This is a genomic window from Microbacterium kunmingense (genome assembly GCF_023155745.1).
GTDB lineage: Bacteria > Actinomycetota > Actinomycetes > Actinomycetales > Microbacteriaceae > Microbacterium > Microbacterium kunmingense.
Genome location: NZ_JAKNUS010000004.1, coordinates 132157 through 157650 on the forward strand (window position 1 = coordinate 132157; position 25494 = coordinate 157650).

The following is a 25494-nucleotide window of genomic DNA, read 5'->3' on the forward strand; positions in this document are numbered from 1 at the left end:
ATTGTGCGGCATCGACAGTTTTCTCTCGCCGTCCCGCTCGATTTCGCGACGTCGGAACCCGCGCGTAGAGTCTGGCCATGGACGCTGAACTGCGAACGGACGTCGTGGTGCGGCCGGTACGAGACGTCGATGCCGTCGCTCTCGGCCAGGTGCACGCCACGTGCTGGCATGAGACCTACGATCACGTGATCAGCAAAGCGGCGCTGGAGAAGATCTCGCCCCGCCGCCTAGCTGAACTGTGGACCCACTGGGCCGTTCAGGGCCCGGAGTTCAAGATGAGCGCTGCGCTGGTCGACGGGGAGATCGTCGGCTTCGTCGGTTCGGGCCCCGCCCGCGACAAGGACGCACCGCGCAACCGCGAGCTCTACTTCATCTACCTCCTCGACGCGTACCACGGCAAGGGGATCGGCCAGAAGCTGTTCGATGCCGCGGTCGAGGAGGGCGAGCCGCTCTACCTCTGGGTGGGTGAGGACAACCCGCGCGCGCACCGCTTCTACGAGCGCAACGGGTTCACCCTCGACGGCGCCTCGCACACCGAGCCCTTCCTCGGCGAGACGCTCACCGAGGTCCGGTTCGTTCGCTGACGTCGCCGTGCTGAGCGTCTGGGCGCTGGAGGGCATCCCCGAGATCACCACCGGCGTCGATCTCGTCGAGATCATCGCGACGGCGGCGGCCGACACCCTGGAGGACGGCGACATCGTGGTCGTCACCTCGAAGGTCGTGTCGAAAGCCGAGGGTCGCTTCGTCCGCGCGGACGACCGCGAAGACGCCATCACCGCCGAGTCGGTCCGAGTGGTCGCGCGGCGGGAGGGTCCGAGCGGGCACGTCACCCGCATCGTGGAGAACCGGCTCGGCATCATCGCCGCGGCCGCGGGAGTGGATGCGTCCAACACCCCCGAGGGCACGGTGCTGCTGCTGCCGGAAGACCCCGATCGTTCTGCCCGGCAGCTCGCGTCCGGCCTCCGAGCGCGTCTCGGGGTGCGCGTGGGCGTCCTCGTGTCCGACACCCTGGGCCGGGCGTGGCGCGAGGGCCAGACCGACCACGCCATCGGGGCCGGAGGGGTGAGGGTCTTCGAAGACCTCCGGGGGACGACGGATGCCGAGGGTCGGCCCCTCGCCGTGACCATGCCGTGCGTGGCCGACGAGCTGTGCGCCGCGGCGGACCTCGTGAAGGGGAAGGTCGGCCGCCGTCCCGTCGCCGTGGTCCGCGGCCGTGGCGACCTGGTCGGCGACCTCGAGCTGCCCGGCGCCCGGTCGATCGTCCGTCCGTCCGAGCGCGACATGTTCCGGCTGGGGGCCGACGAGGCCTACGCCGAGGGGTTCGCCGCCGGCCGTGCCGGTGGCGAACCCCTGGGCGACTCCGGTCGTCAGCCGGCGCGCAGCTCCACCTGACCGGCGGTGACGGTCACCTCGACGGTGCTGCGCGCGCCCGGGGTCGAACCGAGGCCGTTGTCGAAGTCGCCCGCCGACACCTCCGAGGTGATGTCGTACTCGCCCTCGGGCACGGTCGCGGTCACCCGTCCCGCGCTGACGTCGAATGTCATCTCATCCGGCTGCGCGCCGGTCAGTACGAGATCCATGTCGCCCGCGCTGACGCTGACGTTCGCCTCGGCGACATCCGACAGTTCGAGATCGGCCTGCCCGGCGGACACCGTCGCATCCAGCGCGCGGGCCGATCCGGTGATGTCGATGCTGCCCGCGCCGAGCTCGAGGTCGAGCTCGCCGAAGTCGCCGTCGACGACGCGGAGGTCACCGGCGTTCATCGTCAGGGCGGCGTCGATCCCGTCGAGCGTGTCGGGAAGGGTGAGCACGGCCTCCGAGCGCTCGCCGAACATCCACCCGCCCCACCAGCGGTTGGGCGAGGACACCCGGATGGTGTCTTCGACGCGCTCCAGGCGCCACTGATCGGCGCCCCACCCGCGGGTCACCTCGAGCGTCGCCTCGTCGACGTCGGCGAACTCGATGCGCAGGCTCCCGGCTCCCACCTCGGTCTCGACTTCGGTGACGCCGGTCGTGTCGGCCGACGTCGAACCGCCGACCCCGCTCCCGCCTCCGCCGACGGCGGCCGCAGCGGTGCCGACCGCTGCGGAACCGAGGGTGCCGAGGATGACGAGGGCGCCGAAGGCGCCGACGATGGTCGCGACCACCCGGGGGGCGGCTGACCGGGACCCGGCCGACCGGGGCGCGGCCGGGTCGGGCGTGGGCTGCGAGGCGGCCGGGGCGGGCGAGGCGGCCTCGGGCGGCGGCGGAGGGACGGTGCTCATCGGTTCATTCCTGTCTGGGAGGGTCCGCTCGGCGGACGGGGTGCGGGGGCGGCAGGGCCGCCGTGTTCGAGGTGGGCGAGGGCGGCGAGCACCCGGCGGTTGCCGGAGTCGTCGGGTTCGAGGTCGAGCTTCTGGAAGACCGCCGTGATGTGCTTCTCGACGCTCCCCTCGCTGACGTGCAGGGTGCGGGCGATCGCCTGGTTGGATCGCCCCTCGGCGATGAGCGCGAGGACGGTGGATTCGCGGTCGGTGAGCCGCTGCATCCGCTCGTCCACACGCCGCCGGGCCAGCAGCTGCGCGACCACCTCGGGGTCGAGGACGGTGGCGCCCTCGCCGATCCGGGCGACCGCGTCGAGGAACTCGCCGACGTCGGCCACACGGTCCTTCAGCAGGTAGCCGAGGGCGCCGCCGCTGGCGGCGATGAGGTCGGCGGCATAGCGCTCCTCGACGTACTGCGAGAGCACGAGAACCGGCAGCTGCGGGAGCCGGGCCCGCAGCGACAGGGCGGCGCGGATACCCTCGTCCGACCAGGTGGGTGGGAGCCGGACGTCGAGGATGCAGAGGTCGGGGGCGACCTCGTCGACGGTCTCGTCGAGGAGCACCGCGTCAGGGAGGGCGGCGACCACCTCGTGCCCGGCGTCGGCGAGGAGCCGGCTGAGGCCCTCGCGCAGCAGCGCGGAGTCTTCGCAGATCAGGATGCGCACGGGATGCTCACCTCCACCGAGGTGGGTCCGCCGATGGGGCTGTCGAGCCGCGCCGTGCCGCCCGCCGCCAGGACCCGGTTGATGATGCCGTCGATGCCGCCGCCGGCGATCACCTGTGCGCCGCCGACGCCGTTGTCCTCGACGCGGGCCCACAGGGTGCGCGACCCCGTCTGCGGTTCATCGCGGAGCCGCACGACGACGCGGCACTCCGAGGCCCGCGCATGCTTGGCGGCGTTGGTGAGCGCCTCGGCGATCGCGAAGTACGCCGCCGCCTCGGTGTCGCGCGAGCAGCGCCCGTCCATCCGGACATCCAGCTGCACCGGCACGACCGAGCGCGCCGCGAGCGCGGAGAGGGCGGCGTCGAGTCCGCGGTCATCGAGGACGGAGGTGTGGATGCCGCGGGCGAGCTGTCGCAGCTCGGTGATGGCGGCCTTCGTCGAGGTGTGGGCTTCGGCGATGAGCTCCTTGGCCGCGGCCGGGTCGGTGTCGAGCTTCTGCTGGGCGAGGCCCAGCGTCATCCCGACCGACACGAGCCGTGGCTGGACGCCGTCGTGGAGGTCGCGCTCGATGCGCGTGCGCTCGAGGTCGGCGGCGCGTACAGCGCCGACCCGCTGGGCGTTCGAGGCGCGGGCCTCTTCCGCCAGCTGCGCCTCCCGGGAGGGCACCATGATCGCCCGGGCGAGCACCCCGTGGAGGATCGCGAGGCCGACGATGCCGCCGACGGCGAGGATGACGACGAGGATGCCGACGAGCGCCGCCCATCCGCTGGCGACGACGAAACCCGTGCCGAAGAGGCGGAGGACGCCGTCGTCGGCGAACAGCGGACTGAAGGTGAAGACGATGCCGCTCGAGATCGCTTGGAACAGGAAGAGCACGATCCCGCCGAGCAGGGTGGCGACGGCGAGATTCGCGATCGCCCGCCACATGCCCGGATCGATCGCCTGCTGGCCGAGGGAGCGGAGCCATCCGCCGAAGCCCGGCCTGCCGCTGCGACGCAGGCGGCGCGGGCTGAGCCCGAAGTGGTACAGGCCGTCGACGCGGGCGGTTTCGAGCCAGCCCAGTGCGAAGAGCACGTACACGAGTCCGACGAGGAAGAGCAGTCCGATGCCGATGACGAGGAGGAGTCCGAGTCCGAGTCCGAGCAGCGAGAAGAGGAAGCCGAAGAGGGCGGAGCCGATCACGCCGAGCGCCGCGAGATGGGCGATCGCGAACGCGATGCGCGCGGGCGAGGCGATCTGCGATCTCGTCTTCGCGGGGCGCGCCGGTGTGGCGCCGGGAGCCTCGCGCGGTGCGGCGGGGGTCAGAGGAGCTGTGGTCATGACACCCACGGTAGAACTGCGGCCTGTTCGGCGCGCCCGAGGCATCCGGACTCTTCGGTGGGGGTTATCCCCCGGGGGTTCTCACCGGCTCTTCACCGTGCCGAACAGGCGGGCGATGGGAGCGACGACCAGGGGCCGGGCGGCAACCCACCCGGCGACGATGACGCCGACCCCCAGGGTGAAGATGATGAGCCCCGCCCAGTTGTCGGCGTAGGCGTTCGGGTCGACCGATCCCTGCGCGGCGTACATGTGGTTGAGGTTGCGCAGCGCCCCGGTGGCGAAGACGAGCGTCACGTGGAAGATGATGAAGACCACGAAGGAGAGCATCACGGGGAAGTGCACCTTCCGCGCCCATTCCACCGGGTAGAGCCGGTTCAGGCGCTCGGCGTTCTTCGGCCAGAAGCCGCTCATGCGCACGCCCGTGATGATGGCCAGCGGCGCCGCGAGGAACACGGTGGCGAAGTAGGCCAGCTGCTGCAGGGAGTTGTAGTTGACCCACCCGTTCTCGGTCGGCCAGTCGAGCGAGAGGTACTGCAGGCCCGCGCTGATCGCGTTCGGGATGACCTCCCAGCTCGTCGGCACGATGCGCACCCACTGGCCGGTGGTGAAGAGCAGGACGACGTAGATGAGGCCGTTGGTCACCCACAGCACGTCGAGCGCCTGGTGAAGCCACAGGTTCAGGCTGATCTTGCGGCGCTTGTTGCCCCGCGGACTCCAGAACACCGTCGGCCGCTTCTCGGTGCGCACCTGGAGGCCGGTGCGGATGATCAGCACCATCAGGAAGACGTTGAAGAAGTGCTGCCAGCCGAGCCAGGCGGGGATGCCGACCGGCGCCCACTCGGGCAGGTGGTACTCGCCGGGGAACTGCTCGACGAACCCCTGCAGGGGCGGGACGCTCAGGAGGAACCGCACCATCACGACGACGAGCCCCGCCGCGACGAGCAGCGTGAAGCCGCCGACGGCGGCGACCCCCGCCCACTGGAACGGGGTGTACGGACCGATGCGGCGAGCCTCGGCGGGGGGAGCCGGGCGAACGGATGCTGCGGCACCGGGGAACACGGTCGGGGTGAACGGCAGCGGGGCTCGGGCTTCATCAGGGACCGTCGCGACCGCACTGTCTGCCGATGCGGAGGGAGCGGTCGAAGCGGGGACGCGAGCGTCACCGTCGCGAGCCGTCGATTTCTGCGGCGCGGATGCCGCGGGGGCGACGTTCTCTGACGTGTCGGCGGGCGTTTCGACTCGCTGCGCTCGCGGGGCGACCGGCTCGGGGTCGGCGGTCGTCCCGCGAGGGCGCGAGGCGCCCGAGACGACACGCACCTTCCCCGCCGGCGGCCACGGCTCGCCGCCCGCGACCCGAGGGAGCCCGCGTCGAACGCGCACTCCCTCGCGAGCCGTCGATTCATGCGGCGGGGATGCCGCGGGGGCGACGTTTTCTGACGGGTCGGCGGGCGTTTCGGCTCGCTCTGCTTGCGGGCCGACCGGAGAAGGTGCGGCGGCATCCGTCGCCCCGCGAGGGTGCGGAGCGCTCGAGACGACACTCACCTCCCCCGCCGGCGGCCAGGGCTCGCCGCCCGGAACCCGGGGCAGACCGCGGCGCATCCTCCTCGGCTCGCGAGCCGTCGCATCCTGCTGCCCGGATGCTGCGGGGGCGACGTTTTCTGACGGGTCGGCGGGCGTTTCGATTCGCTGTGCGGGAGGGGTTGCGGGCGTGGCCTGCACGACGGGCGTTGCCTCGACGACCGGCGGCGCCTCGACGACCGGAGACGCCTGCCCCGCAGGAGGCCACGGCTCGCCGCCCGGAACCCGAGGCAGGCCGCGGCGCACGGTCCGCGCAAATGTCGCCATCGCGCTACGCCTTCTTCTTCGCCTCGAGCGCCTCGATCAGCTGCGGCACAACGGTGAACAAGTCGCCCACGACGCCGAAATCGGCGATCCCGAAGATCGGGGCGTCAGCGTCCTTGTTGATCGCCACGATCGTCTTCGCCGTCTGCATGCCCGCCTTGTGCTGAATGGCCCCCGAGATGCCGAGCGCGACATACAACTGCGGCGAGACCGACACACCCGTCTGGCCGACCTGGTACGACTGCGGTACGTAACCGGCGTCGACGGCCGCGCGCGACGCGCCGACCGCCGCACCGAGCACGTCGGCCAGCTGCTCCACGAGCGCGAATTTCTCGGCCGATCCGAGTCCCCGGCCGCCCGAGACGACCTTCGTCGCTCCCCGCAGCTCCGGTCGGCTCGAGGCGGCGACGGCTTCCTCGACGGAGAGGACGGATGCTGCGCGCCGACCTGATCCCGGCACGGTCAGCGTCTCGACGACCGGGGCCGCCACCGCCTCGGCGCGCGCTTCGATCGCACCCTGCCGCACAGTGATCACCGGCGCGCCCCAGGTGACGGCGGCATCGACGTTGTAGGTCGCACCGAACACGGAGTGGTGCGCGACGACGCCCTCGGCGTCGCGGGAGACCCCGACCGCGTCGGCGCACACGCCCGCACGCGTCCGGGCGGCGAACCGCGCCGCGACCTCCCTGCCCTCGACCGAGTGTGAGATCAGCACGGCATCGGGTCGCACCTCTGTCACGGCGGCGTCGAGCGCGTCGACGACCGGGACCGAGAGCCCCTCCCCGGGCGAGGCGACGAGGACCGTACCCGCGCCGAGCGCCGCGGCGGCTGCGGCGGCCGCCTCACCGTCGTCCGTCACCACGAGCGCCACCGGTGTGCCCACCGCGGCCGCCGCCCCGACGAGTCCCGCGGCGCTCTTGGCGAGCTCGCCCGAGGGCATGACATCCAGCAGCACCAGGATCGCGTCATCCGCGTATTCAGCCATCACGCCCTCACACCAGCCGGTTCTCTGCGAGGAAGTCGGCGAGCTTCCGCCCCGCGTCGCCCTCGTCGACGATCTTCACGCCCGCTTCGCGCGGGGGCCGCTCGGCCAGCGAGATGACGATCGATCGCGCCGCCTCGGGCTCGGCGGCGTCGAGACCGAGGTCGGCGAGACTCAACGTCTCGAACGGCTTCTTCTTCGCCGCCATGATGCCCTTGAAGTTCGGGAATCGCGCGTCCGGGAGCGCCTCGGTGATCGAGATCACCGCCGGGAGCTCCGCCCGCAGCCGCATCGACCCGGCATCGCTCAAGCGGACTCCCTCGACGGCGTCATCGGAGATCTCGACCGAGGTCAGATTCGTCGCGCTCGGCACGTCGAGGATCTCGGCCACCATCGCCGGGACCATTCCGCCCGAGCCGTCGGTGGAGAGGTTGCCGGCGATGACGAGATCGAACCCGATACGCTGCAGCGTCGCGGCGAGCACCTCAGCCGTGAGTCCCATGTCGGCACCGAGGAGGTCACCGTCGACCACCTGCACCGCCGACGCGGCACCCATCGCCAGGCCCTTCCGCACGGTCGCGGTGGATGCCTCCGATGCCATCGAGAGCACCACGACCTCGGTGCCTTCATGCCCGTCGGCGTACGAAAGCGCCACTTCGAGCGCGCGCTCGCAGATCTCGTCGAGCACGCGTTCGCTCGCCTCGCGTTCGGCGAGCCCGGTCTCCAGGCTCAGCTTCCGATCACCCCACGTGTCGGGTACCTCTTTGATCAGCACCACGATCTTCATGGAGCCTCCTTGTCCGTCTGGTCGAGTCTATTGCCGCGGATGCCGCGGACAGCGGGGCCCGGGGCGGGGATCCCGGTACCGTGGTAAGGGGAAGGAGCCGCCGTGGCCCGACGTCTGCCGATCGATCCGATCGCCGAAGCCAAGCGCCAGTGGCTCGCGCACGGCTGGACAGATGCCGCTGCCGGCATGACCGCCGTCACCTCGATCATGCGGGCCCAGCAACTCATGCTCGCACGGGTCGATGCGGCGCTCCGGCCCTTCCACCTGACCTTCGCCCGATACGAGCTGCTGACTCTGCTGAGCTTCAGCCGCGCCGGGCGCATGCCGATGGCCTCGGCGTCCGCCCGCCTGCAGGTGCACCCCACGAGCGTGACGAACACGGTCGATCGGCTGCAGGCCGACGGGTACGTCAGGCGCGAGCCGCATCCCGTCGACGGTCGGGCGACGCTCGTGGTCCTCACCGATGCCGGTCGCGACCTGGCAGAGCGGGCGACCGCTGCGCTCAACGCCGAGGTCTTCTCCGAGCCGGGGCTCAGCGTCGACGACACCGACGAACTCGTCTCCATCATCGCCCGCATGCGCCGCGCCGCGGGCGACTTCGACGACCCGCGGCCGACCCCCGAGCCGCTGTAGCTCACCGGTTCTCGAACTCCGGCCGACGCTTCTCGCGGAAGGCGCGCATGCCCTCCTTCTGGTCGGCGGTGTCGAAGAGCGCGGCGAAGGCCTGCCGCTCGAAACGGAGGCCCTCGGCGAGCGAGGTCTCCTGCGCCGCATCCAGCGCCGCCTTCGCCGCGTACAGCGACGGCAGCGACTTCGCCGCGATCTGCTCGGCGAGCGCCGCGGCCTCGGCGAGCAGATCGGATGCCGGGACGACGCGTGACACCAGGCCGGCCCGCTCCGCCTCGTCGGCGGTCATGTTCCGCCCCGAGAGGATCAGCTCGGCGGCCTTGTAGGGCCCCACCGCACGAACCAGTCGCTGAGTCGCGCCCATGCCGGGGATCACACCGAGGTTCACCTCGGGCTGGCCGAACACCGCGGTGTCGGCGGCGAGGATGATGTCGCACATCATCGCCAGCTCGCACCCGCCGCCGAGCGCGTAGCCCGAGACGGCGGCGATCACGGGGGTGCGCAGCGCCGCGAAGCGCCCCCACCCGCCGAAGTGATCGGTCATGAGCATCTCCAGGCCCGACTTCTCCTCCATCTCCTTGATATCGGCGCCGGCGGCGAAGGCGCGCTCCGAGCCCGTCACGACGATCGCGCCGATGCGGTCGTCGGCATCCCAGCGGGTCGTCACGTCGACGATCTCGCGCATCACTGTGGTGTTGAGCGCGTTCAGGGCCTTCGGCCGGTTCAGCGTGATCCACCCGACGCGGCCGCGCGTCTCGGCCAGAATCGTCTTGTACTCGGTCATCCTCGTCCTCCAGGGTCGTCGCTGCCGGATCGGATCATCGAGATGATCCCGGAGAAATCCTGCCCGGCCCCGGGGCCGTCCGCGAATGCGCGATACAGATCGCGCGCGAGGAGGCCCACGCGCGCGTCGACCCCCGTCTCGGCGATCGCGTCGGCGGCCAGTCCGAGGTCTTTGGCCATCAGCGCCCCGGCGAACCCGGGCTGATAGTCGCGATTGGCCGGGCTCGTGGGCACCGGCCCGGGCACGGGGCAGTTCGTGGTGAGCGCCCAGCACTGGCCCGACGCGTTCGAGGCGACGTCGAAGAGTGCCTGGTGGCTCAGGCCCAGCCGCTCGCCGAGCACGAAGGCCTCGGCGACGACGATCTGCGAGGCGGCCAGGATCATGTTGTTGCAGACCTTCGCCGCCTGTCCGAGGCCGGCGCCGCCGCAGTGCACCACTCGGCGTCCCGTGGCCGACAGCAGCGGTTCGGCCGCGGCGAAGTCATCCTCACTCCCGCCGACCATGAAGGCGAGGGTGGCGTTCTCGGCGCCGACGACGCCGCCCGAGACCGGCGCGTCCAGCGACCGGTGACCTGCGGCCTTCGCGAGACCGTGCGCGGTGCGGGCATCCTCGACCGAGATCGTCGAGCAGTCGATGAAGAGCGCACCGGCGGGGGCGGCAGCGAGAAGTCCGCCCTCGTAGGCGTCGATGACCTGTCGGCCGGTCTGGAACATGGTGAGGACGACGGATGCCGCGGCCACGGCCTCCTTCGCGGTGTTGACGACCGGCAGACCCGCCGCGGCCGAGCTCTCTCGCGCCGCAGCGGAGACGTCGAAGCCGACGACGGCATGCCCGGCGGCGGCGAGATTGCGGGCCATCGGCGCACCCATGTGGCCGAGACCGAGGAAGGCGACGCGCACCGTCATCCCTCCAGCAGCTCACGGCCGATGATGACCCGCATGATCTCGTTGGTCCCCTCGAGGATCTGATGCACCCGCAGGTCTCGCACGACCTTCTCGATGCCGTAGTCGTGCAGATATCCGTAGCCGCCGTGCAGCTGAAGGGCCTCGTTGGCGACGCGGAACCCGACGTCGGTGGCGAAGCGCTTGGCCATCGCGCACTGCATCGCCACATCCGGCGCGTGCCGGTCGAGCGCCAGCGCAGCATCCCGCACCATCGCGCGCGCGGCGCGGAGCTCCGTGGCCATGTCGGCCAGCGCGAAGACGACGGCCTGCTTCTCGGCGAGCGGCTCGCCGAAGGTGAATCGCTCGTGCACGTACCGGATCGCGCGGTCGAGCGCCCACTGCGCGCCGCCGAGCGAGCAGGCGGCGATATTGATGCGGCCGCCGTTGAGCGCCGTCATCGCGATGCGGAAACCGCGACCCACCTCCCCCAGGACGCTCGCCGCGGGCACGCGCACCTCGTCGAGGATCACCTGACGAGTGGGCTGCGCGTTCCAGCCCATCTTCTTCTCGTTGGCCCCGAACGTCAGGCCGCGGGCGTCACCCGGCACGAGGAAGGCGGTGATGCCCTTCGCGCCGGGGTCGCCGGTGCGCGCCATCACGACGTACACCGACGCCTCGCCCGCTCCCGAGATGAACTGCTTCACCCCGGTGAGCACGTACTCGTCCCCCTGGCGGACGGCGCTGGTGGTGAGGGCCGCGGCATCGGAGCCGGCGCCGGGCTCGGTGAGGCAGTATCCGCCGAAATCGGTCATCGCCGTCAACCGCGGGAGCCACTCTTCGCGCTGCACGTCGGTGCCGTAGGTGTCGATCATCCACGCCACCATGTTGTGGATCGTGATGTAGGCCGCGATCGACGGGTCCGCCTGGGCGAGTTCCTCGACGATGGCCACCGCGTCGACGCGCGCGAGGGCGGTGCCGCCGACGTCCTCGGCGACGTACAGCCCGCCGAGGCCCAGTTCCCCGGCGCGGGCGAGGACGTCACGGGGGAAGTGCTTCTTCTCGTCCCACTCCAGTGCGTGGGGGGCAATCTCGGTGGCGGCGAAGTCGCGCACCGCCTCGAGGATGGCGGCGCGGTCGTCCTCGGTCATGGCGACCGGCTGCGGCCGCGGCGGCGTTTCGCGTGCCTGAGAGGTGATCGTCTGCGACATCCGTCCGCTCCTTCCGTGCCGTCCTTGGCACGTTGCTCATTTTAGATGGACATCCATGTATTTACGAGGTCTACTGAGTATCTGGCTGTTTCCGCCTGGTTCACCCCTTCGAAACGTGCCGTGGTTAGACACGAAAGGCGTGCGCCCCGGCACGCCCGACCTGAGGACATTCATGCCTTCATCTCATCGACGCGCCGCGGCCGGCTTGACCGCGGCGGCCGTCGCCTGCTCCCTGGCGCTCGCGCCGGGCGCGGCGTTCGGCGCCATCGTCACCGATCCGATCACCACCTCCGCCGACGACGCAGCGCTGGCGCTGACGCCGCTCGGCTCGTACGAGACCGGCGTCTTCGACGAGGGCGCCGCCGAGATCGTCGCCGCCTACGGCGAGCGCCTGTTCGTGGTCAACGCCGAGGCGACGACCGTCGACGTGCTCGACTACTCCGACCCGACCGCCATCACGAAGGAGTTCGAGATCGCAGGGACCGGTGTCGCGAACTCCGTGGCCGTGCGCGAGGACGGCCTGGGCGTCATCGCTCTCGAGGCACCGGTGAAGACCGACGCCGGTTCGCTGCTGTTCTTCGACGCGAACGCCGTCGACGCCGGTTCGGCCGTGCTCGGCTCGGTGACCGTCGGGTCGCTCCCCGACATGGTGACCCTCTCGGCCGACGGCGCGTACGCGGTCGCGGCCAACGAGGGAGAGCCCTCCGACGACTTCACGATCGACCCCGAGGGGTCGATCAGCGTGGTGAGCCTCCCCGGGACCGTGACGGCACCCGCGCAGGGCGCTGTCGCCACCGCCGACTTCAACGACTTCGAGGAGGGCGGATCGATGGACCTCCCCGAGGGTGTGCGGGTGTTCGGCCCGAACCCCGCCGGTGACCTGCCGGTGAGCCGCAATCTCGAGCCCGAGTACATCACCGTCGACGGCGGCACCGCCTACGTCACGCTGCAGGAGGCGAACTCGCTCGCCGTCGTCGACCTGGCCTCGGCGACCGTGTCGGCGGTCGTGCCGCTCGGCGCGAAGGACCACGGCGCCGACGGAGCGGGCCTGGACGCCAGCGACCGCGACGGAGCCGCCGAGGGCCCCGCGATCAACATCGACACCTACCCGGGGCTCAACGGCATGTACATGCCCGACGCCATCGACTCTTACGTCGCCGGCGGTCAGACCTACCTCGTCACCGCCAACGAGGGTGACGTCCGCGAGTGGGGCGAATACATCGACGAGGCGCGCGTGGGGAACCTCGGGGAAGACGGCTACGGTCCGGTCTGCGCCGACAGTCCCCTCGCCTCGCTGACCGGCGCGGCCGACCTCGGTCGCCTGGCGGTGTCGCGGGAGGACGGCTTCAACGCCGACGAGGGCTGCTACGAGGAGCTGTACTCCTACGGCGCCCGGTCGTTCTCGATCTGGAGCACCGCGGGCGAGCTCGTCTGGGACTCGGGCGACGCCTTCGAGCAGCTCGCGGCCGACCTCCTCCCGGCGAACGTCAACTCCGACCACGGCGCGTCCGAGTTCGACACGCGCAGCGACGCCAAGGGCCCCGAGCCCGAGGCCGTCACGGTCGGCGAGATCGACGGCGTGCCCTACGCGTTCGTCGGCCTCGAGCGCGTCGGCGGCATCATGGTCTTCGATCTGAGCAGCCCCACGGATGCCTCGTTCGTCACCTACCTCAACAACCGCGACTTCTCGGTGTCGGGTGAAGACGCGACGGATGCCGCGGGCCTGGCCGCCGCGGGCGACCTCGGCCCCGAGGGCATCGCCTTCATCGCCGCCGAGGACTCCCCCACCGGCGCTCCGCTCCTCGCGGTCGGCAACGAGGTCTCGGGAACGACGACCGTCTATGCGGTGGACTCGACGCTCGACACCACGACCGACGTGCAGGTGCTGACGATCAACGACTTCCACGGCCGTATCGAGCCGAATTTCGGCAGCGGTGAGGCCGGGGCAGCGGTGATCGCGGGCGCCGTCTCGCAGTTCGAGTCGGAGAACCCCAACACGCTGTTCGTCTCCTCGGGCGACATGATCGGCGCCTCGACGTTCACGTCATTCATCCAGCAGGACAACCCGACCATCGACGCTCTCGTCGAGGCGGGGCTCGACCTCGGAGCCGTGGGAAACCACGAGTTCGACGCCGGCTTCGCCGACCTCGTCGACCGTGTCGTCCCCCGCTACGGGCAGGGTGACGAGGCGGCGGGTGCGCCGTACGCGCTCGGCGCGAACGTGTACCTCGCGGGAACCGACGAGCCGGCGCTGCAGGAGTACGTCGTCGAGGAGGTCGACGGGGTGCGGGTGGCCTTCATCGGCACCGTCACCGCCGACACCGCGACCCTGGTGAGCCCGGCCGGCATCACCGAGATCGAGTTCGGCGACCAGCTCGAGGCCGCCAACCGCGTGGCCGCCGAGATCACGTCGGCCGACGCCGCGGATGTCATCGTGCTCCTCACTCACGACGGAGCGCCGACCGAGGACTGCGCGACCATCGCGCAGGGCGACAGCGACTACGCCGCGCTGATCACGGGTGCCTCCGCCGAGATCGACGCGATCGTGTCGGGCCACACGCATCAGCCCTACGTCTGCGAGGTGCCGGTGAACGGCGTCGCCGGCACGGAGCGCCCGGTCATCCAGGCAAACCAGTACGGCACCATGCTCGGCAAGCTCGACATCTCGGTCGACAGCACCACCGGCGAGCTCGTCTCGATCGGCGGATCGCTCGTGCCGCTCGTCGGCGAGGACGACGCGCCGCTCTTCCCGGCTGACGCCGAGGTCGAGGCGATCGTCGCCGACGCCGTCGAGGTGGCCGACGAGCTCGGCAGCGTCGAGGTCGGATCGATCACGGCCGACATCCTCCGTGGTGGCACCCCTCCCGGCGACGACCGCGGTGTCGAGTCGACCCTCGGCAACCTCGTGGCCGACATGTACCTGTGGGCGACCTCGAACGAGTCGTACGCGGGCACCCCTGCCCAGATCGCGCTGATGAACCCCGGCGGCCTCCGCGCCGATCTGCTGTTCGGCGAGGACGGCACGGTCACCTACCGTGACGTCGCCAACGTGCAGCCGTTCGCGAACACCCTCGTCACGCTCACCCTCACGGGTGCGCAGCTCGAGCAGGTGCTCGAGGAGCAGTGGCAGCCCGAGGGCTCGTCGCGGCCGAAGCTCCACCTGGGCGTCTCGGAGGGCTTCTCCTACGTGTACGACCCGAACGCCGCTTCCGGATCGCGCATCCTCTCGATGACGTTGAACGGCGAGGCGATCGGCGCCGACGACGAGTTCACGATCGTGACGAACTCGTTCCTCGCGGCCGGTGGAGACAACTTCTCCACCCTGGCCGAGGGCACGAACGTCGCCGACTCCGGTCAGGTCGACCTCGCGGCATCCGTGGCGTACTTCGAGGAGTTCGAGGTCGTCGAGCCGGCACCGCTCGGCCGCGCGGTCGTGGGTGAGACCCCCGCGCCCGGTGACGGCGGCTCGACCCCCGGCGCCGGCGCGGGCAGCGGATCGGGCACGGGCAGCGGGTCGGGCACGGGCTCGACCGCGGGTCAGCTCGGCGTCACCGGCGCGGAGCTGCCGCTCGGCGCCGCTCTGGGTGCGGCCCTGCTCCTGGTCGCGGGCGGCGTGCTCTTCGCCCTCCGCCGCCGGACGCCTGCCGGCGAGTAACCCACACAACGCGGCGGGCCCTCGGACCACGGTCCGGGGGCCCTCCGGCGTTTCCGGCTTCCGGCTCTGGCCGCGCCTTCGTCCTTCGGCGCTCCGCTCGACGACCAGATCCGCCGCGAGCCGTCACGATCTGCTGGTGCGGCGCCCTCCGAGCCGCACTTCTTGACGGCTCACGAAGACCGAAAGACCTCGACGGTCGCGCCGCGACGACGCGACCCCAGGATGACGGCCAGAACGCCAAGGCGACGCGCGACGGGCCGCACTTTTCGACGGGTCGCGACGGGAGCGAGCCGCGCGAACCACGCCGGTTCTCGCGAGCCGTCAGAAACGGCGGGCGTGACCCGCGACGAGCCGCACTTTTCGACGGGTCGCGGCGGGAGCGAGCTGCGACGGGCCGCGCGGCCGGCGAAGGTCATCCTCGCGAGGGACGGGGATACACCCCGGGGCCGATGCCGTCGCGGCATCCGATTCCTAGCGTCGAGGTATGAGTAAATCGACGGCCTTCCTGCTCTCCATCGGTGGCACGGTCCTCGTCATCGGACTGCTGCTGGCCACCCTGGCCACCGTGACCGCGGCGGCGCTGTTGATCTTCGGCGGCCCGGTGCTCGACGGCTTCTGACGCGGGGCGGCGCTAGCCTGGCGTCGTGCGCGAGTCGGCCGTCCCCATCCTGCTCAGCCGCGATCTGCGGCGAACCCTGCGGTTCTACGAGGCGCTCGGCTTCGAAGATCGCGGATCACGGCCCCCCGAGGAGTGGCACTACCTGATCCTCGCGCGCGGCGACATCGCGCTTCACTTCTCGGAAGACCCCGAGCTCGACCCGCTGACCACGGCGAGCATGTGCTACCTCTACGTCGACGACGCCGAATCGCTGTACGAGCAGTGGCGAGCGCATGTCGTTCCCGACGCGGCGACCGGCCACCGCATCACGCCGCCCGCCACCACCGAGTACGGCCTGGTCGAGTTCGCGCTCGTCGACCCCGACGGCAATCTGGTTCGGGTCGGTTCGCCGCTTCCGGCGTAAGCCGATGTCGGGGTCGCGCGGGATATCTCGGGTGAGACCCTGCGCGACCCCGACGTGGTCCGCGGTGACGGGCGGTCAGTCGCTCCGCGCCGTCGTCCGACGACGGAGGATGACCAGCAGCGCCCCGCCGAGCAGGAGAAGCACCGCGGCGATGGCGAGACCGAACGGCAGCTCCGAACCGGTCACTCCCAGCACACCCGGGGTGGCCGACTCGCCGCCGCTCGCCGCGCCGCCGTCATCCGATCCGTCGCCGGAGCCCTCTCCGGCGCCAGGCTCACCCGACCCGTCACCGTCACCGTCACCGTCACCGGGCTCCTCACCCGAGCCGTCGTCCGACTGACCCTCGACCAGCACCGCCACCGAGCGCGCCGGCACCGTCAGGGCCGCAGTCGCGGCATCCCAGCTCGTCCCCTTGACGACCTCGTCGGTGCCGTCCGCGAGCGTCGGCGCGAGGGCGAACTCGCGCCCGTCGAGTTCGGGCAGGTTCTGCGAGAGCGCCTCGGGCGATGCGTTGAAGACGACCAGCGCCCCGCTCAGCTCGGGGTCGACGTCCTCACCCAGGAGGTCGTCGATGAGCATCACCAGCAGTCCCGCCGGCGCCTCGGGCCCGCTGCCGGGGAACGACACCTTCTCCTGGATCAGCGCCGCCGACCCGAGGCGGAGCAGGTCGACATCCTCACGCGTCCGCAGCAGATCCAGAGCGGATGCCTCGGCCGCGGCGATGTCGGCAGCGGCGGGCTTCAGCGCCGGGTCGGAGAGCAGCGGGGTCATGATCGACCACTTGTCCTCGTTGTCGGCCGCGCGCGGCAGGCCCGAGCCGAAGGTCGACTCCTGACCCGTCCAGTCGATGCGGTTGAACCAGTCGCCGGAGTTGTAGCTGTTGCGATCGAGCGACTTAGAGCGCAGCAGCTCGGTGCCGGCGTGCCAGAACGACGGCGTCTGCGCGAACGCGGTGGTCGCCAGCGACAGGGTGTTCATGCGCACGCGGTCGGCCATGGCGGTGTCGGCCGGAAGCTTCAGCACCGACAGGTCGTACAGCGTCTCGTTGTCGTGCGCGTCGACGTAGGTGATGATCTCGTCGGGCTGCTCGGCGTAGCCGGCGGGCGACCCGCGGTAGTCCAGCTCGTCGCCGGCCTTCACCGCACCGGTGTGGTCGGTGAGGGTGAAGTCGCGGAGGTTGCCGGCGAGCCCCAGCTTCACCAGGTCGGTCTGCAGCCCGAGGTCGGCGAGCGCCTCCTCCGGCGTGCCGTTGATCGGCACACCGTTGGGATCGGTGCCGAGCCCGGTGCCGAAGCCCTGCTGCTGCACGGTCTCGCCCGCCACCGGGCTGCCCCCGTGGACGGCGTCGCGGAGCCGGTCGCTGAAGGTGCCGATGCCGGTGCCGCCGAGCTGGCCCTGCGTGGCCTGCTCGAACAGGGCGTTGTTCGCCACCTCGCCGAAGTTCCAGCCCTCGCCGTACAGGTAGATCGCCGAACCGTCGACCCCGTCCTTCTCGAGGGTCAACTCATCGAGCGCGGCGCGCACCGCGAGCATGTTGGCCTTGGAGTGGTGACCCATGAGGTCGAAGCGGAAACCGTCGACCTTGTACTCCTTGGCCCACAGCACCACCGAATCGACCATCAGCTTCTCGGCGAGCTCGTGCTCGGTCGCGACGTTCTGGCAGCAGGTGGAGGTCTCGACCGCACCGGCCAGATTCAGGCGGTGGTAGTAGCCCGGCACCACCTTGTCGAGCACCGACTTCTCCCCCTGCCCCGACTGGGCGGTGTGGTTGAACACCTGGTCGAGCACGACCTGCAGGCCCATGCCGTGCAGCGCGCCGACCATCTCGCGGAACTCGTGCACGCGCGCCCCGCCCTCGGCGTCGACGGCGTACGACCCCTCCGGGGTGGAGAAGTGGTACGGGTCGTAGCCCCAGTTGAAGCCGTCCGCGTCGGCGATCGCCTCGATGCAGGCCTGCTGGGCGGTGTCGGCGGGTCCGTACGACGCCAGGTCGCAGTCGGGCTGGGCCTGGGCGGCACGGTCCTCCTCGATCGTGGCGATGTCGAAGGTCGGCAGCAGGTGCACGGTGTTGATGCCGGCGTCGGTGAGCTCGCGCAGCTGCGCGGTGCCCGCGCTGTCGCGCGTGAAGGCCCGGTAGGTGCCGCGCTCCTCTTCGGGGACCGATGTGTCGGCGATCGAGAAGTCGCGCACGTGCAGCTCGTAGATCGCACGGTCGACGGGGCGGTCGATGATCGGCGCCGGGGTCTCCTCCCACGCCTCGGGGCGCCAGTCGTCGGCAGCGAGGTCGACAGCGACCGATGCGGTGGAGTTGAGGGTCAGCGCGACGGAATACGGGTCGGTGACCCGGTTGGTCTCGATCGCGCCGGTCGACGGTGCGTAGACGACGACCTCCCAGAGGTATTCGACACCGGCGAGGTCGCTGCCGTCCTTCACGCTCCAGACTCCGGATGCCGCGTCCCACTCGGCCTCGTGACGCTCGGCGTCCGCCGCATCGCCGCCGGCCTCCCACGTGAGGAGGGTCGCGGACTGGGCGGTCGGCGCCCAGAGGCGGAAGGTCGGCACGTCGTCGTCGAAGCTCACGCCGAGGTCGACGTCGGCGACCGCGCCGGCGTAGAGGTCGTCGAGGACGCCGGGGATCTGCACGCCGGTGAAGGCGGTCACCGCGCCGTCGGCGCCCCGCTGCGACACCATCAGCTGCCCCTGCAGCAGCGCCGCGGCGTCGACATCCGACAGCTCGAGTGCGACGAAGTCGGCGAGAGCGGGGAACGCCGCCCGCTGGCCCTCGGTCAGTCCGCCGTCGATGACGGTCAGATCGAAGGCGTCGCCGCCGACGATCTCGTCGTCTTCCAGGGCGAGGGATGCCGCGGGCGAGGCGTGCAGCTGCCAGGTCGCGTCAGCAGCGTCCGCACCGAGGTCGCTCGGCCAGGCGAGGGTGTTCTCGTCGATCCAGTGCGCACGGAGCTCACCGGTGCCCGCGAGCGGCGGGTTCGTCACCTCGATCTCGAGCAGGTGGGTGTCGAGGGTGTAGCGGAAGACGATGAGTTCGCCGTCAGCGGCGCTGAAGCTGTAGTTGCCGCCCCCGGGCGTGCCTCCGACGCCGTAGTTCTCATCCCAGCTCAGGCCGTGCGCGACCTTCGCCTCGTAGGCGCCGGCGGGGATCTGATCGGTCGTGAACTCGTAGACGCCGTCGCCGTCGCCGTCGGCCATGAGGGTGGCGAGGCAGTCCGGCGCCCAGTCACCGGCGCAGCCGAGCTCGTCCTGCATCGACCCGGGGACCGTCACGATCGGACCCTCGGCGGTGGACTGCACGATGTTCGAGCGCGGGTCGAAATAGAACGTGATCGGACCACCGGCGTGCGTGATGGCGATGTTGGTCCCGTCGAGCACACCGTTCGCGCCGTAGTTGACGTCCCACGATCCGTTGAGGGCGACCTTGTACTCGTAGTCCCCTGCCGGAAGGTCGAAGGTGCCCTTCCAGATGCCGTCGGCGCCGAGGGTGAGCTTCGCGGCCTCGCAGCCGGGGGCCCAGTCGCCCGCGCAACCCATCTCGGAGTTGAGGCTGCCGGGAACGGTCACCATGTCGATCGGCGACTCCGGCTCCTCGGGGGCCTCGAGCGTCACGGCGTTGCCGACGGAGGCGTAGGTCGACGCAGCCGAACGCTGGCCGGCGGCGTCGACGCTGACCGCGCGATACTCCACCAGCGTGCCGGTCTCGAGGCCGCGGATGTCGTGGAAGACGCGGGGGTCGGTGTCCTCGGCCGTGCCGAGCGAGGTCCACTCGTCGGATCCGGCGACCCGCCAGGCGAAGCTCGTCTCCTGCCAGGTCGCGTCGGCGACATCCGCTCCGATCGCTACCTGACCCGTCAGCGCCGCGCCCGGGGCGGGTGCAGACACCGAGATCTCCTGTGCGGCCTCGGGGGCGGTGACGGTCACGTCGGCGCGATAGACCACTGCCGAGAGGGCGGGGACGGTGACCGACGCCGTCGAGGCGGCATCGGTCGTGAGGACCTGGTCGGTGCCGTAGATCGGGGTGAACGAGGCATCCGCCGTCAACGTCGTCACCTCGACGGTCTTGTCGGCCGTGGTGTTGTTCAGCGCCACGAGGTACTCGGTCTTCTCGTCGCGGTCGACGCGTGAGAAGGCGTAGACACCCGCGCCGTTGTCGGCGTAGCGCTCGATCTGCGCCCCGGTCGACAGCGCCGGGTGGTCTTCTCGCAGCTGCGACAGCGCGGCGATGTGGGTGTAGATCGGGGCGTCGGTGTCGAAGCGGTCGACCGAGCCCGCGGTCTCGCCGGTGAGGAGCGTCTGCTCCTGGTACTCGGCGACCTGGCTGGCGAAGAGGCTCTGGCGGGCGCTCTTGTCGTTTCCGGGGTCAGCGCCGGCGAAGCCCTGCTCGTCGCCGTAGTAGACCACCGGCTGGCCGCGGCCGAAGAACATCAGCTCGTGGGCGAGGAGGTCGCGCGCCAGCGCGTCATCCGTGTTCTTCAGGAAGTAGCCGACCCGGCCCATGTCGTGGTTGCCGAGGAAGGTGGGAAGCGCGGTGGCCGAGCTGTCGGGCGTGGTGTAACGGTCATCGCCGGCGTAGAGGCTCTGCAGACCCTTGGCGCTGTTGCCCGCCGCGAAACTGATCGCCGACGACTGGAAGGCGAAGTCGAGAACGCTGTTCATGTCGGTGTCGCGGACGTAGGGCGAGAGCTTCACCGGGTCGGCGTCGTAGACCTCGCCGAACATGAAGAAATCGGGCTTGCCCTGCGCGTGGGCGTAGTCGAGGACCTCCTGCGACCAGGTCTCCCAGAATTCGAAGTTCACGTGCTTGGCGGTGTCGATGCGGAAGCCGTCGATGCCGAGGTCGATCCAGTCCTGATACACCTGCACGAAGCCGTTCACAACGGTCGGGTGCTCGGTCATGAGGTCGTCGAGCCCCGAGAAGTCGCCGTAGGTGACCGACTCGCCCGACCAGGTCGAGTCGCCGCGGTTGTGGTAGAGCGTCGGGTCGTTCAGCCACGCGGGGGTCTTGGCGTTCTGGTCCGCCTCGGCGATGACCGGGGTGTAGGGGAAGGATGTCGCCGGGTCGAGCTCGGGGAAGGTGTCGCCGCCGGCGAAATCCGCCGGGTCGAAGGCGTTGCCGGCCGCATCGAGGTAGGGCGAGGTCGCCTGTTCGATGTAGGAGTACTGGCCCTCCTCGTACGAGATCACATCGGCGGTGTGATTGGTGATGATGTCGAAGTAGACCTTGATGCCGCGGTCGTGGGCCTCGGCGATGAGAGCCTCGAGCTCCTCGTTCGTGCCGAGGTGCGGGTCGATGCGGGTGAAGTCGGTGACCCAGTAGCCGTGGTAGCCCGCGCTGGCGTTCTCGCCCTCGCCCTGCACCGGACGGTTGGCGAAGCTCGGCGTCAGCCAGATCGCGCTCGTGCCGAGCCCCTCGATGTAGTCGAGGTTCGATCGGAGACCGGCGATGTCGCCGCCGTGGAAGAAGCCCTTGTCGGTCGGGTCGAACCCGGTCGCGAGGCGGTCTCCTTCGAAGCCGCCGGTGTCGTTCGACGGGTCGCCGTTGGCGAACCGGTCGGTCATGACGAAGTAGAACTGCTCGTCGCTGCCGGGCTGGCGCACCGGAGACGCGACGAGCGCGTCATCCGCGTCTTCGTAGCCGCCTCGGAGGCTGAGTGCTTCGAGGCCCACCCGGTCGATCGTGTCGTCGAAGGTGAAGCGCAGGGTCGCCGGGCCGGCGACGGTGAGCGGGATGTTGTCGGCGCCGCCGTCGAGGCCGTACGCCTCGTCCCACGCGTCGTCGAGCGCGACCTTGTACTCGTACGAGCCGGCGGGCACCTCGAACTCGGCCGAGTACACGCCCTCGGTCTCGGTGAGGGTCAGCTCGGTGGCGGCGCAGTCGGGCTGCCAGTCGTCGGAGCAGCCCAGCTCGGACTGCAGCGACCCGACGAGGGCGACGGTGCGTCCGGCTTCCGGGGGTGTCGCGGCGGTGGCCGCGGGCGTCAGTGCGACGCTCCCGGTGAGGACGAGCGTGGCGCCGGTGACGGCGGCCAGAACGCGGCGGACACGGGAGGAGGTCGGCTTCGACACGGGGCTCCTGAGGGGGCGGCACGGCGACGTGCGGATGGGGGACTCCGGGCGACCGTACCTGGGAAAGCGCTCTAGTTGCAAGCGCTTACATCATGAGAATCCCTTAATGTTGCGGATCTCCGTGCGTAGCTGGGTGTCTGTTGCCGTATCCCCGCAATCGCTTACAGCGGGGTCGGTCGTTGAGCGAGCGCAGCGAGACGGAACGCCCGCCCCGGTCGTTGAGCGGGCGCAGCGAGACGAAACGCCCGGCCCGCCCCATAACAACGCGTCCCCACCTCCCCCCTCTCACACGCCCGCGTCGATACGCTGGCCCGGGGTCTGGGGATGGCTTCGGGAATGGGGACGACGTGGCCGTGACGGTTGAGCAAGCGCAGAGCACGAAGGTCCGGGTCGCGCGGGCCTGGTACGGCGCGATAGCGGTCGTCGTGGCGATCGCGCTGGTGATCCAGATCGTGTTGATCCTCACCGGGGGCCAGGATGCCAACTCCGGATCGAACGCGACCGGGCCGATCGGGACCCGGCTCGTGCGGTTGTTCAGCTTCTTCACGATCCAGAGCAACCTGTTCGTGCTCGGGACGTCGATCGCCCTCATGCTGAACGTCCACCGCGACGGCAAGGTCTGGCGGGTACTCCGCATGGACGCGCTCCTCGGCATCATCATCACCGGGCTCGTCTACGAGACCGTGCTCGCACGACTGGTCGATCCGCAGGGCTGGGCACTCGCCGCGACGATCGGCTTCCACTACATCGCTCCCTGGGCGACCCTCATCGGGTGGCTGGTCTTCGGCCCGCGTCCCCGGATCGCGTGGCGGACGACGCTTCTTGCCTTCATCTGGCCGGTGCTGTGGCTGGTCTACACGTTCATCCACGGCGCGGTGACCGGGTGGTATCCCTACCCGTTCCTCGACGTCACCGAGATCGGACTGACGGCCTCGATCGTCAACTCGCTGGTCGTGCTCGCGATCGGCATCGTGCTCGCGATCATCCTCACCCTCGTCGACCACCGGGTCCCGTCGCTCGTGCGCGGGCGCGGAGAAGACGCGCGGGCGGCCGACGCGAAGGTCTGACGGCGCTCGCGACTATCCCGCGCGCGCGCTCGCGCGGATTTTTCGCCTTCGCGCGGATGGATTCCTCGGCGATGATCCTCGTGAGCGCGAATCTCCGCGGGAGCGGGGTTCAGGCCCTGAGTACTGCTCCGGGGAGTGCCTCGTAGCTCTGGCCGTGCGTGCCTGCGAGCGCGAGCGGTTCTCCGTTCACTGCGAGGATGTTGCGTCCACCGACATCCACCCTCGCCTTCGTGGTGATCTCCGGGAAGACGTCCGACCCCTCGTTGCTCACCCACGTGACGTCCTCGAGGCTGCGCATGAGTTCGGCGAACGCGGCGCGACGCTCGGCGTCGAGGTACATGACGACCGAGCTGTGATAGACGACCACACGGGCGCCGCGCGGCGCGCGGGCGACGAGATCGGGAACACTCTCGAGGATGTCGCCCTGCTCGAGGTGCGGCGGGTCGGCCGCGGCGATCGCCGCTGCGGCATCCAACCGCCGGCGACGGTGATCGTGCTCGGGCCAGATGAGCGTCTCGAGCCACATGAGGGTGGTGGGGTCGGTGATGTCGAGCGGGTTGAGGTCGATGCCCGCTCGCCAGACGATCTCGGGGAGCCTTTCGGGAACGCTCGGCTCGTCGATCGTGCATTCGAGGATGGCGCTGCTCGGCCCATCGGCGGGATGAAGCTCACGGATGTGAGCGCCCGTGTCGTAGCGGTAGCTGTAGCGGTCGGGGTACAGGGTGAGCCCGGCCGAAGCGCCCGCCTCGATGAGTGCGAGCGGCCCGTTCAGTCGCGAGAGCACGGGCAGGAGCACAGCGCAGCGCCCCGCCTCGTTCGTCTGTGTCGCGCGCGCGAGCGCCTCCGCGCAGAGCTCCGGCCAGTGGGCGATCATCCAGTCTCGAACCGGTGCGAACGGCCCGACCGGAGCACCCAGCAGTCGCGCACACGCGAAGATCAGGTGCGGCTGCTGCTTGCGCCGTGGCAGTTCGGCAAGGAGCGCGAGGATCTCGGGGTCATCCGCGATCGCGCGCGCCCATTCCTCATAGATCGCCGAGGTGCCGCGGGCTTCGAGGTCGGCGAACCGCCGGTAGCCGGCGGCGATGCGGTCGAGGTCGGCGTCGGGCATGCGGGAACGCTACCAAGCGCTGATGGCCCGCCCGCGCCATCGTCATCCCCTGTTACGCCCCACCACGGCCTACCTGGGGTGTGATCCGTCGCTGCGCGGGACGGGCGGCGTCCCGAACTCCTGCAACCCACGCCCCTTGAGGCCCCCGAGCCCCGAATCCCCGGGTTCTGTGCCGATTCTGCAGGAGTTGGGGACGGCGGCATCGGCATAACTCCTCAGATTTCGCGTTCGACCGCGCGGAAACGCCCCCTGGCCGATCGATCGGCGCGGGCGAGAGGAGTTGTGCAGGTGACTCGAACGGTCCCGGAGGCTAGGGTCGCACCATGACGCAGCAGCCGACGATCGAGCCGACTGCCGTCGCCGCGCCGCGGCGCCCCGTCAGCCGCGCAACCGTCTTCGTCGTCGGCGTTCTCGTCATCCCGTTCGCGATCTCGGCGATCTTCAACGGCTACGGGGCATTGACCGTCGACTCGGCGTTCCGTATGCACGCGGCGACCGTCGCGGGGCAGACGATCGCGATCCTCACGGCGGTCCTCGTGGTCGGCCTGACGATCCGTCGACGGTACGCGCTGCCGGCCATCCTCGCGGTGTCACTCATCGCGATGCTCGTCACCGCGCACGCCTTCGGCGCGATCGAGAGCTCGGGCGATCTCCTTCTCACACGCCTCGACCTGATCGCCGAGACCGACCGCCTCAACCCCTGACGTCGGCGAGCACCCGGTCGATCCAGCCGCGGCGATCGAGGGAAAAGATGTCGCGTCGCTCGAACCACCCGATCTCGGTCAGCTCGACGCCGTCCGGCGTCGGCGGCGTCCGCAGCACGCACTCGTAGGCCGTCGTCACGTAGCCGACGCGGTCACCGTTCGGGTACGTGACCATCAGCGGCTCACCGCCGTACACGCCGATGATGCCGGTCACGGTGATCTCGGCGCCGAGTTCTTCGCGCACTTCCCGTTGAACGGCCTCAAGAGGTTCCTCCCCCGGCTCGACGGCTCCGCCGACGAGACTCCACGCTCCGGAGTGCGCGTGTCGGGCGAGCAGTATCCGACCACCGTCTCGGATGACGGCCGTGACCCCGGGTAGGAGGAGCAGATCGTGACCGATCCGCGAACGGAGGGATCGGATGTACTCGGATGCCGCCACGAGACCATGCTCGCAGGCGC

20 protein-coding genes are annotated in these 25494 nt (G+C 70.4%); 8 read left to right on the forward strand and 12 right to left on the reverse strand.

Annotation, left to right across the window (positions count from 1 at the left end; genetic code table 11):
• The first annotated feature begins 77 nt into the window (after positions 1-77).
• Both MA875_RS07545 and cofE read left to right on the forward strand, forming a co-directional pair.
• Positions 78-584: a GNAT family N-acetyltransferase gene (locus tag MA875_RS07545; RefSeq protein WP_248241516.1), complete on the forward strand. Its 507-nt coding sequence runs from the start codon at positions 78-80 to the stop codon at positions 582-584.
• A gap of 7 nt (positions 585-591) precedes the next feature.
• The gene (gene cofE, locus MA875_RS07550; protein WP_248241517.1) at positions 592-1392 is read left to right on the forward strand and encodes a coenzyme F420-0:L-glutamate ligase; all 801 of its coding nucleotides are present in this window, start codon (positions 592-594) and stop codon (positions 1390-1392) included.
• Here cofE and MA875_RS07555 read toward each other — a convergent pair.
• The 6 genes from MA875_RS07555 to MA875_RS07580 all read right to left on the reverse strand — a co-directional run bounded on the left by MA875_RS07555 (position 1368) and on the right by MA875_RS07580 (position 7898).
• Entirely contained in the window at positions 1368-2264 is an 897-nt protein-coding gene (locus MA875_RS07555) for a DUF4097 family beta strand repeat-containing protein (RefSeq protein WP_248241518.1), read from the reverse strand. The genes cofE and MA875_RS07555 overlap by 25 nt on opposite strands.
• Positions 2261-2968 carry a response regulator gene (locus MA875_RS07560; protein ID WP_248241519.1) on the reverse strand — a complete coding sequence of 236 codons (708 nt, stop codon included), beginning with the start codon at positions 2966-2968 and terminating at the stop codon, positions 2261-2263. The genes MA875_RS07555 and MA875_RS07560 overlap by 4 nt, the downstream gene beginning before the upstream one ends.
• Positions 2956-4287, reverse strand: coding sequence for a histidine kinase (locus tag MA875_RS07565; RefSeq protein ID WP_248241520.1), 1332 nt, complete (start codon positions 4285-4287; stop codon positions 2956-2958). Before MA875_RS07565 ends, MA875_RS07560 begins: the two co-directional genes overlap by 13 nt.
• An 81-nt stretch (positions 4288-4368) precedes the next feature.
• On the reverse strand, positions 4369-5346 hold the full coding sequence (locus tag MA875_RS07570) for a cytochrome b/b6 domain-containing protein (protein WP_248241521.1): 978 nt from the start codon (positions 5344-5346) through the stop codon (positions 4369-4371).
• Between the two features lie 790 nt (positions 5347-6136).
• Positions 6137-7114: an electron transfer flavoprotein subunit alpha/FixB family protein gene (locus MA875_RS07575; RefSeq protein ID WP_248241522.1), complete on the reverse strand. Its 978-nt coding sequence runs from the start codon at positions 7112-7114 to the stop codon at positions 6137-6139.
• A 7-nt stretch (positions 7115-7121) separates the two neighbouring features.
• Complete coding sequence (locus tag MA875_RS07580) at positions 7122-7898, reverse strand: electron transfer flavoprotein subunit beta/FixA family protein (protein WP_248241523.1); 777 nt, start codon at positions 7896-7898, stop codon at positions 7122-7124.
• 102 nt (positions 7899-8000) lie between these two features.
• Between MA875_RS07580 and MA875_RS07585 the strand changes: the two genes are divergently transcribed.
• Complete coding sequence (locus MA875_RS07585; RefSeq protein WP_248241524.1) at positions 8001-8531, forward strand: MarR family winged helix-turn-helix transcriptional regulator; 531 nt, start codon at positions 8001-8003, stop codon at positions 8529-8531.
• A gap of 1 nt (position 8532) precedes the next feature.
• Here the strand turns inward: MA875_RS07585 and MA875_RS07590 are convergent, their stop codons facing one another.
• The 3 genes from MA875_RS07590 to MA875_RS07600 are packed head-to-tail and all read right to left on the reverse strand — an operon-like array spanning position 8533 to position 11341.
• On the reverse strand, positions 8533-9309 hold the full coding sequence (locus MA875_RS07590) for an enoyl-CoA hydratase-related protein (RefSeq protein ID WP_248241525.1): 777 nt from the start codon (positions 9307-9309) through the stop codon (positions 8533-8535).
• Positions 9306-10214, reverse strand: coding sequence for a 3-hydroxyisobutyrate dehydrogenase (gene mmsB / locus MA875_RS07595; protein ID WP_248241526.1), 909 nt, complete (start codon positions 10212-10214; stop codon positions 9306-9308). Before mmsB ends, MA875_RS07590 begins: the two co-directional genes overlap by 4 nt.
• A complete protein-coding gene (locus tag MA875_RS07600) occupies positions 10211-11341 on the reverse strand; it encodes an acyl-CoA dehydrogenase family protein (RefSeq protein WP_248241684.1) in 1131 nt (376 codons plus the stop codon). Before MA875_RS07600 ends, mmsB begins: the two co-directional genes overlap by 4 nt.
• 232 nt (positions 11342-11573) lie before the next feature.
• On the opposite strand from MA875_RS07600, the gene MA875_RS07605 reads away from it, so the two are divergent.
• The 3 genes from MA875_RS07605 to MA875_RS07610 all read left to right on the forward strand — a co-directional run bounded on the left by MA875_RS07605 (position 11574) and on the right by MA875_RS07610 (position 16078).
• Positions 11574-15056 (forward strand): choice-of-anchor I family protein, encoded by a 3483-nt coding sequence (locus MA875_RS07605; RefSeq protein ID WP_248241527.1) that lies wholly within the window; start codon positions 11574-11576, stop codon positions 15054-15056.
• A gap of 484 nt (positions 15057-15540) precedes the next feature.
• Positions 15541-15675: a hypothetical protein gene (locus MA875_RS17480; protein ID WP_282448802.1), complete on the forward strand. Its 135-nt coding sequence runs from the start codon at positions 15541-15543 to the stop codon at positions 15673-15675.
• Between the two features lie 25 nt (positions 15676-15700).
• Complete coding sequence (locus tag MA875_RS07610) at positions 15701-16078, forward strand: bleomycin resistance protein (protein ID WP_141939861.1); 378 nt, start codon at positions 15701-15703, stop codon at positions 16076-16078.
• 75 nt (positions 16079-16153) lie between these two features.
• Here MA875_RS07610 and pulA read toward each other — a convergent pair whose 3' ends face one another.
• Entirely contained in the window at positions 16154-22156 is a 6003-nt protein-coding gene (gene pulA / locus MA875_RS07615; RefSeq protein ID WP_248241528.1) for a pullulanase-type alpha-1,6-glucosidase, read from the reverse strand.
• A gap of 353 nt (positions 22157-22509) precedes the next feature.
• Between pulA and MA875_RS07620 the strand changes: the two genes are divergently transcribed.
• Positions 22510-23223 (forward strand): Pr6Pr family membrane protein, encoded by a 714-nt coding sequence (locus tag MA875_RS07620; protein ID WP_248241529.1) that lies wholly within the window; start codon positions 22510-22512, stop codon positions 23221-23223.
• A gap of 109 nt (positions 23224-23332) precedes the next feature.
• Here the strand turns inward: MA875_RS07620 and MA875_RS07625 are convergent, their stop codons facing one another.
• Positions 23333-24331, reverse strand: a complete 999-nt coding sequence (locus tag MA875_RS07625) for a DUF2332 domain-containing protein (RefSeq protein WP_248241530.1) — start codon at positions 24329-24331, stop codon at positions 23333-23335.
• 323 nt (positions 24332-24654) lie between these two features.
• Here MA875_RS07625 and MA875_RS07630 point away from each other — a divergent pair, with 323 nt between their 5' ends.
• Positions 24655-25035 (forward strand): hypothetical protein, encoded by a 381-nt coding sequence (locus MA875_RS07630; protein WP_248241531.1) that lies wholly within the window; start codon positions 24655-24657, stop codon positions 25033-25035.
• Here MA875_RS07630 and MA875_RS07635 read toward each other — a convergent pair.
• Positions 25025-25474, reverse strand: a complete 450-nt coding sequence (locus MA875_RS07635; RefSeq protein WP_248241532.1) for an NUDIX domain-containing protein — start codon at positions 25472-25474, stop codon at positions 25025-25027. The genes MA875_RS07630 and MA875_RS07635 overlap by 11 nt on opposite strands.
• Between the last annotated feature and the right edge of the window lie 20 nt (positions 25475-25494).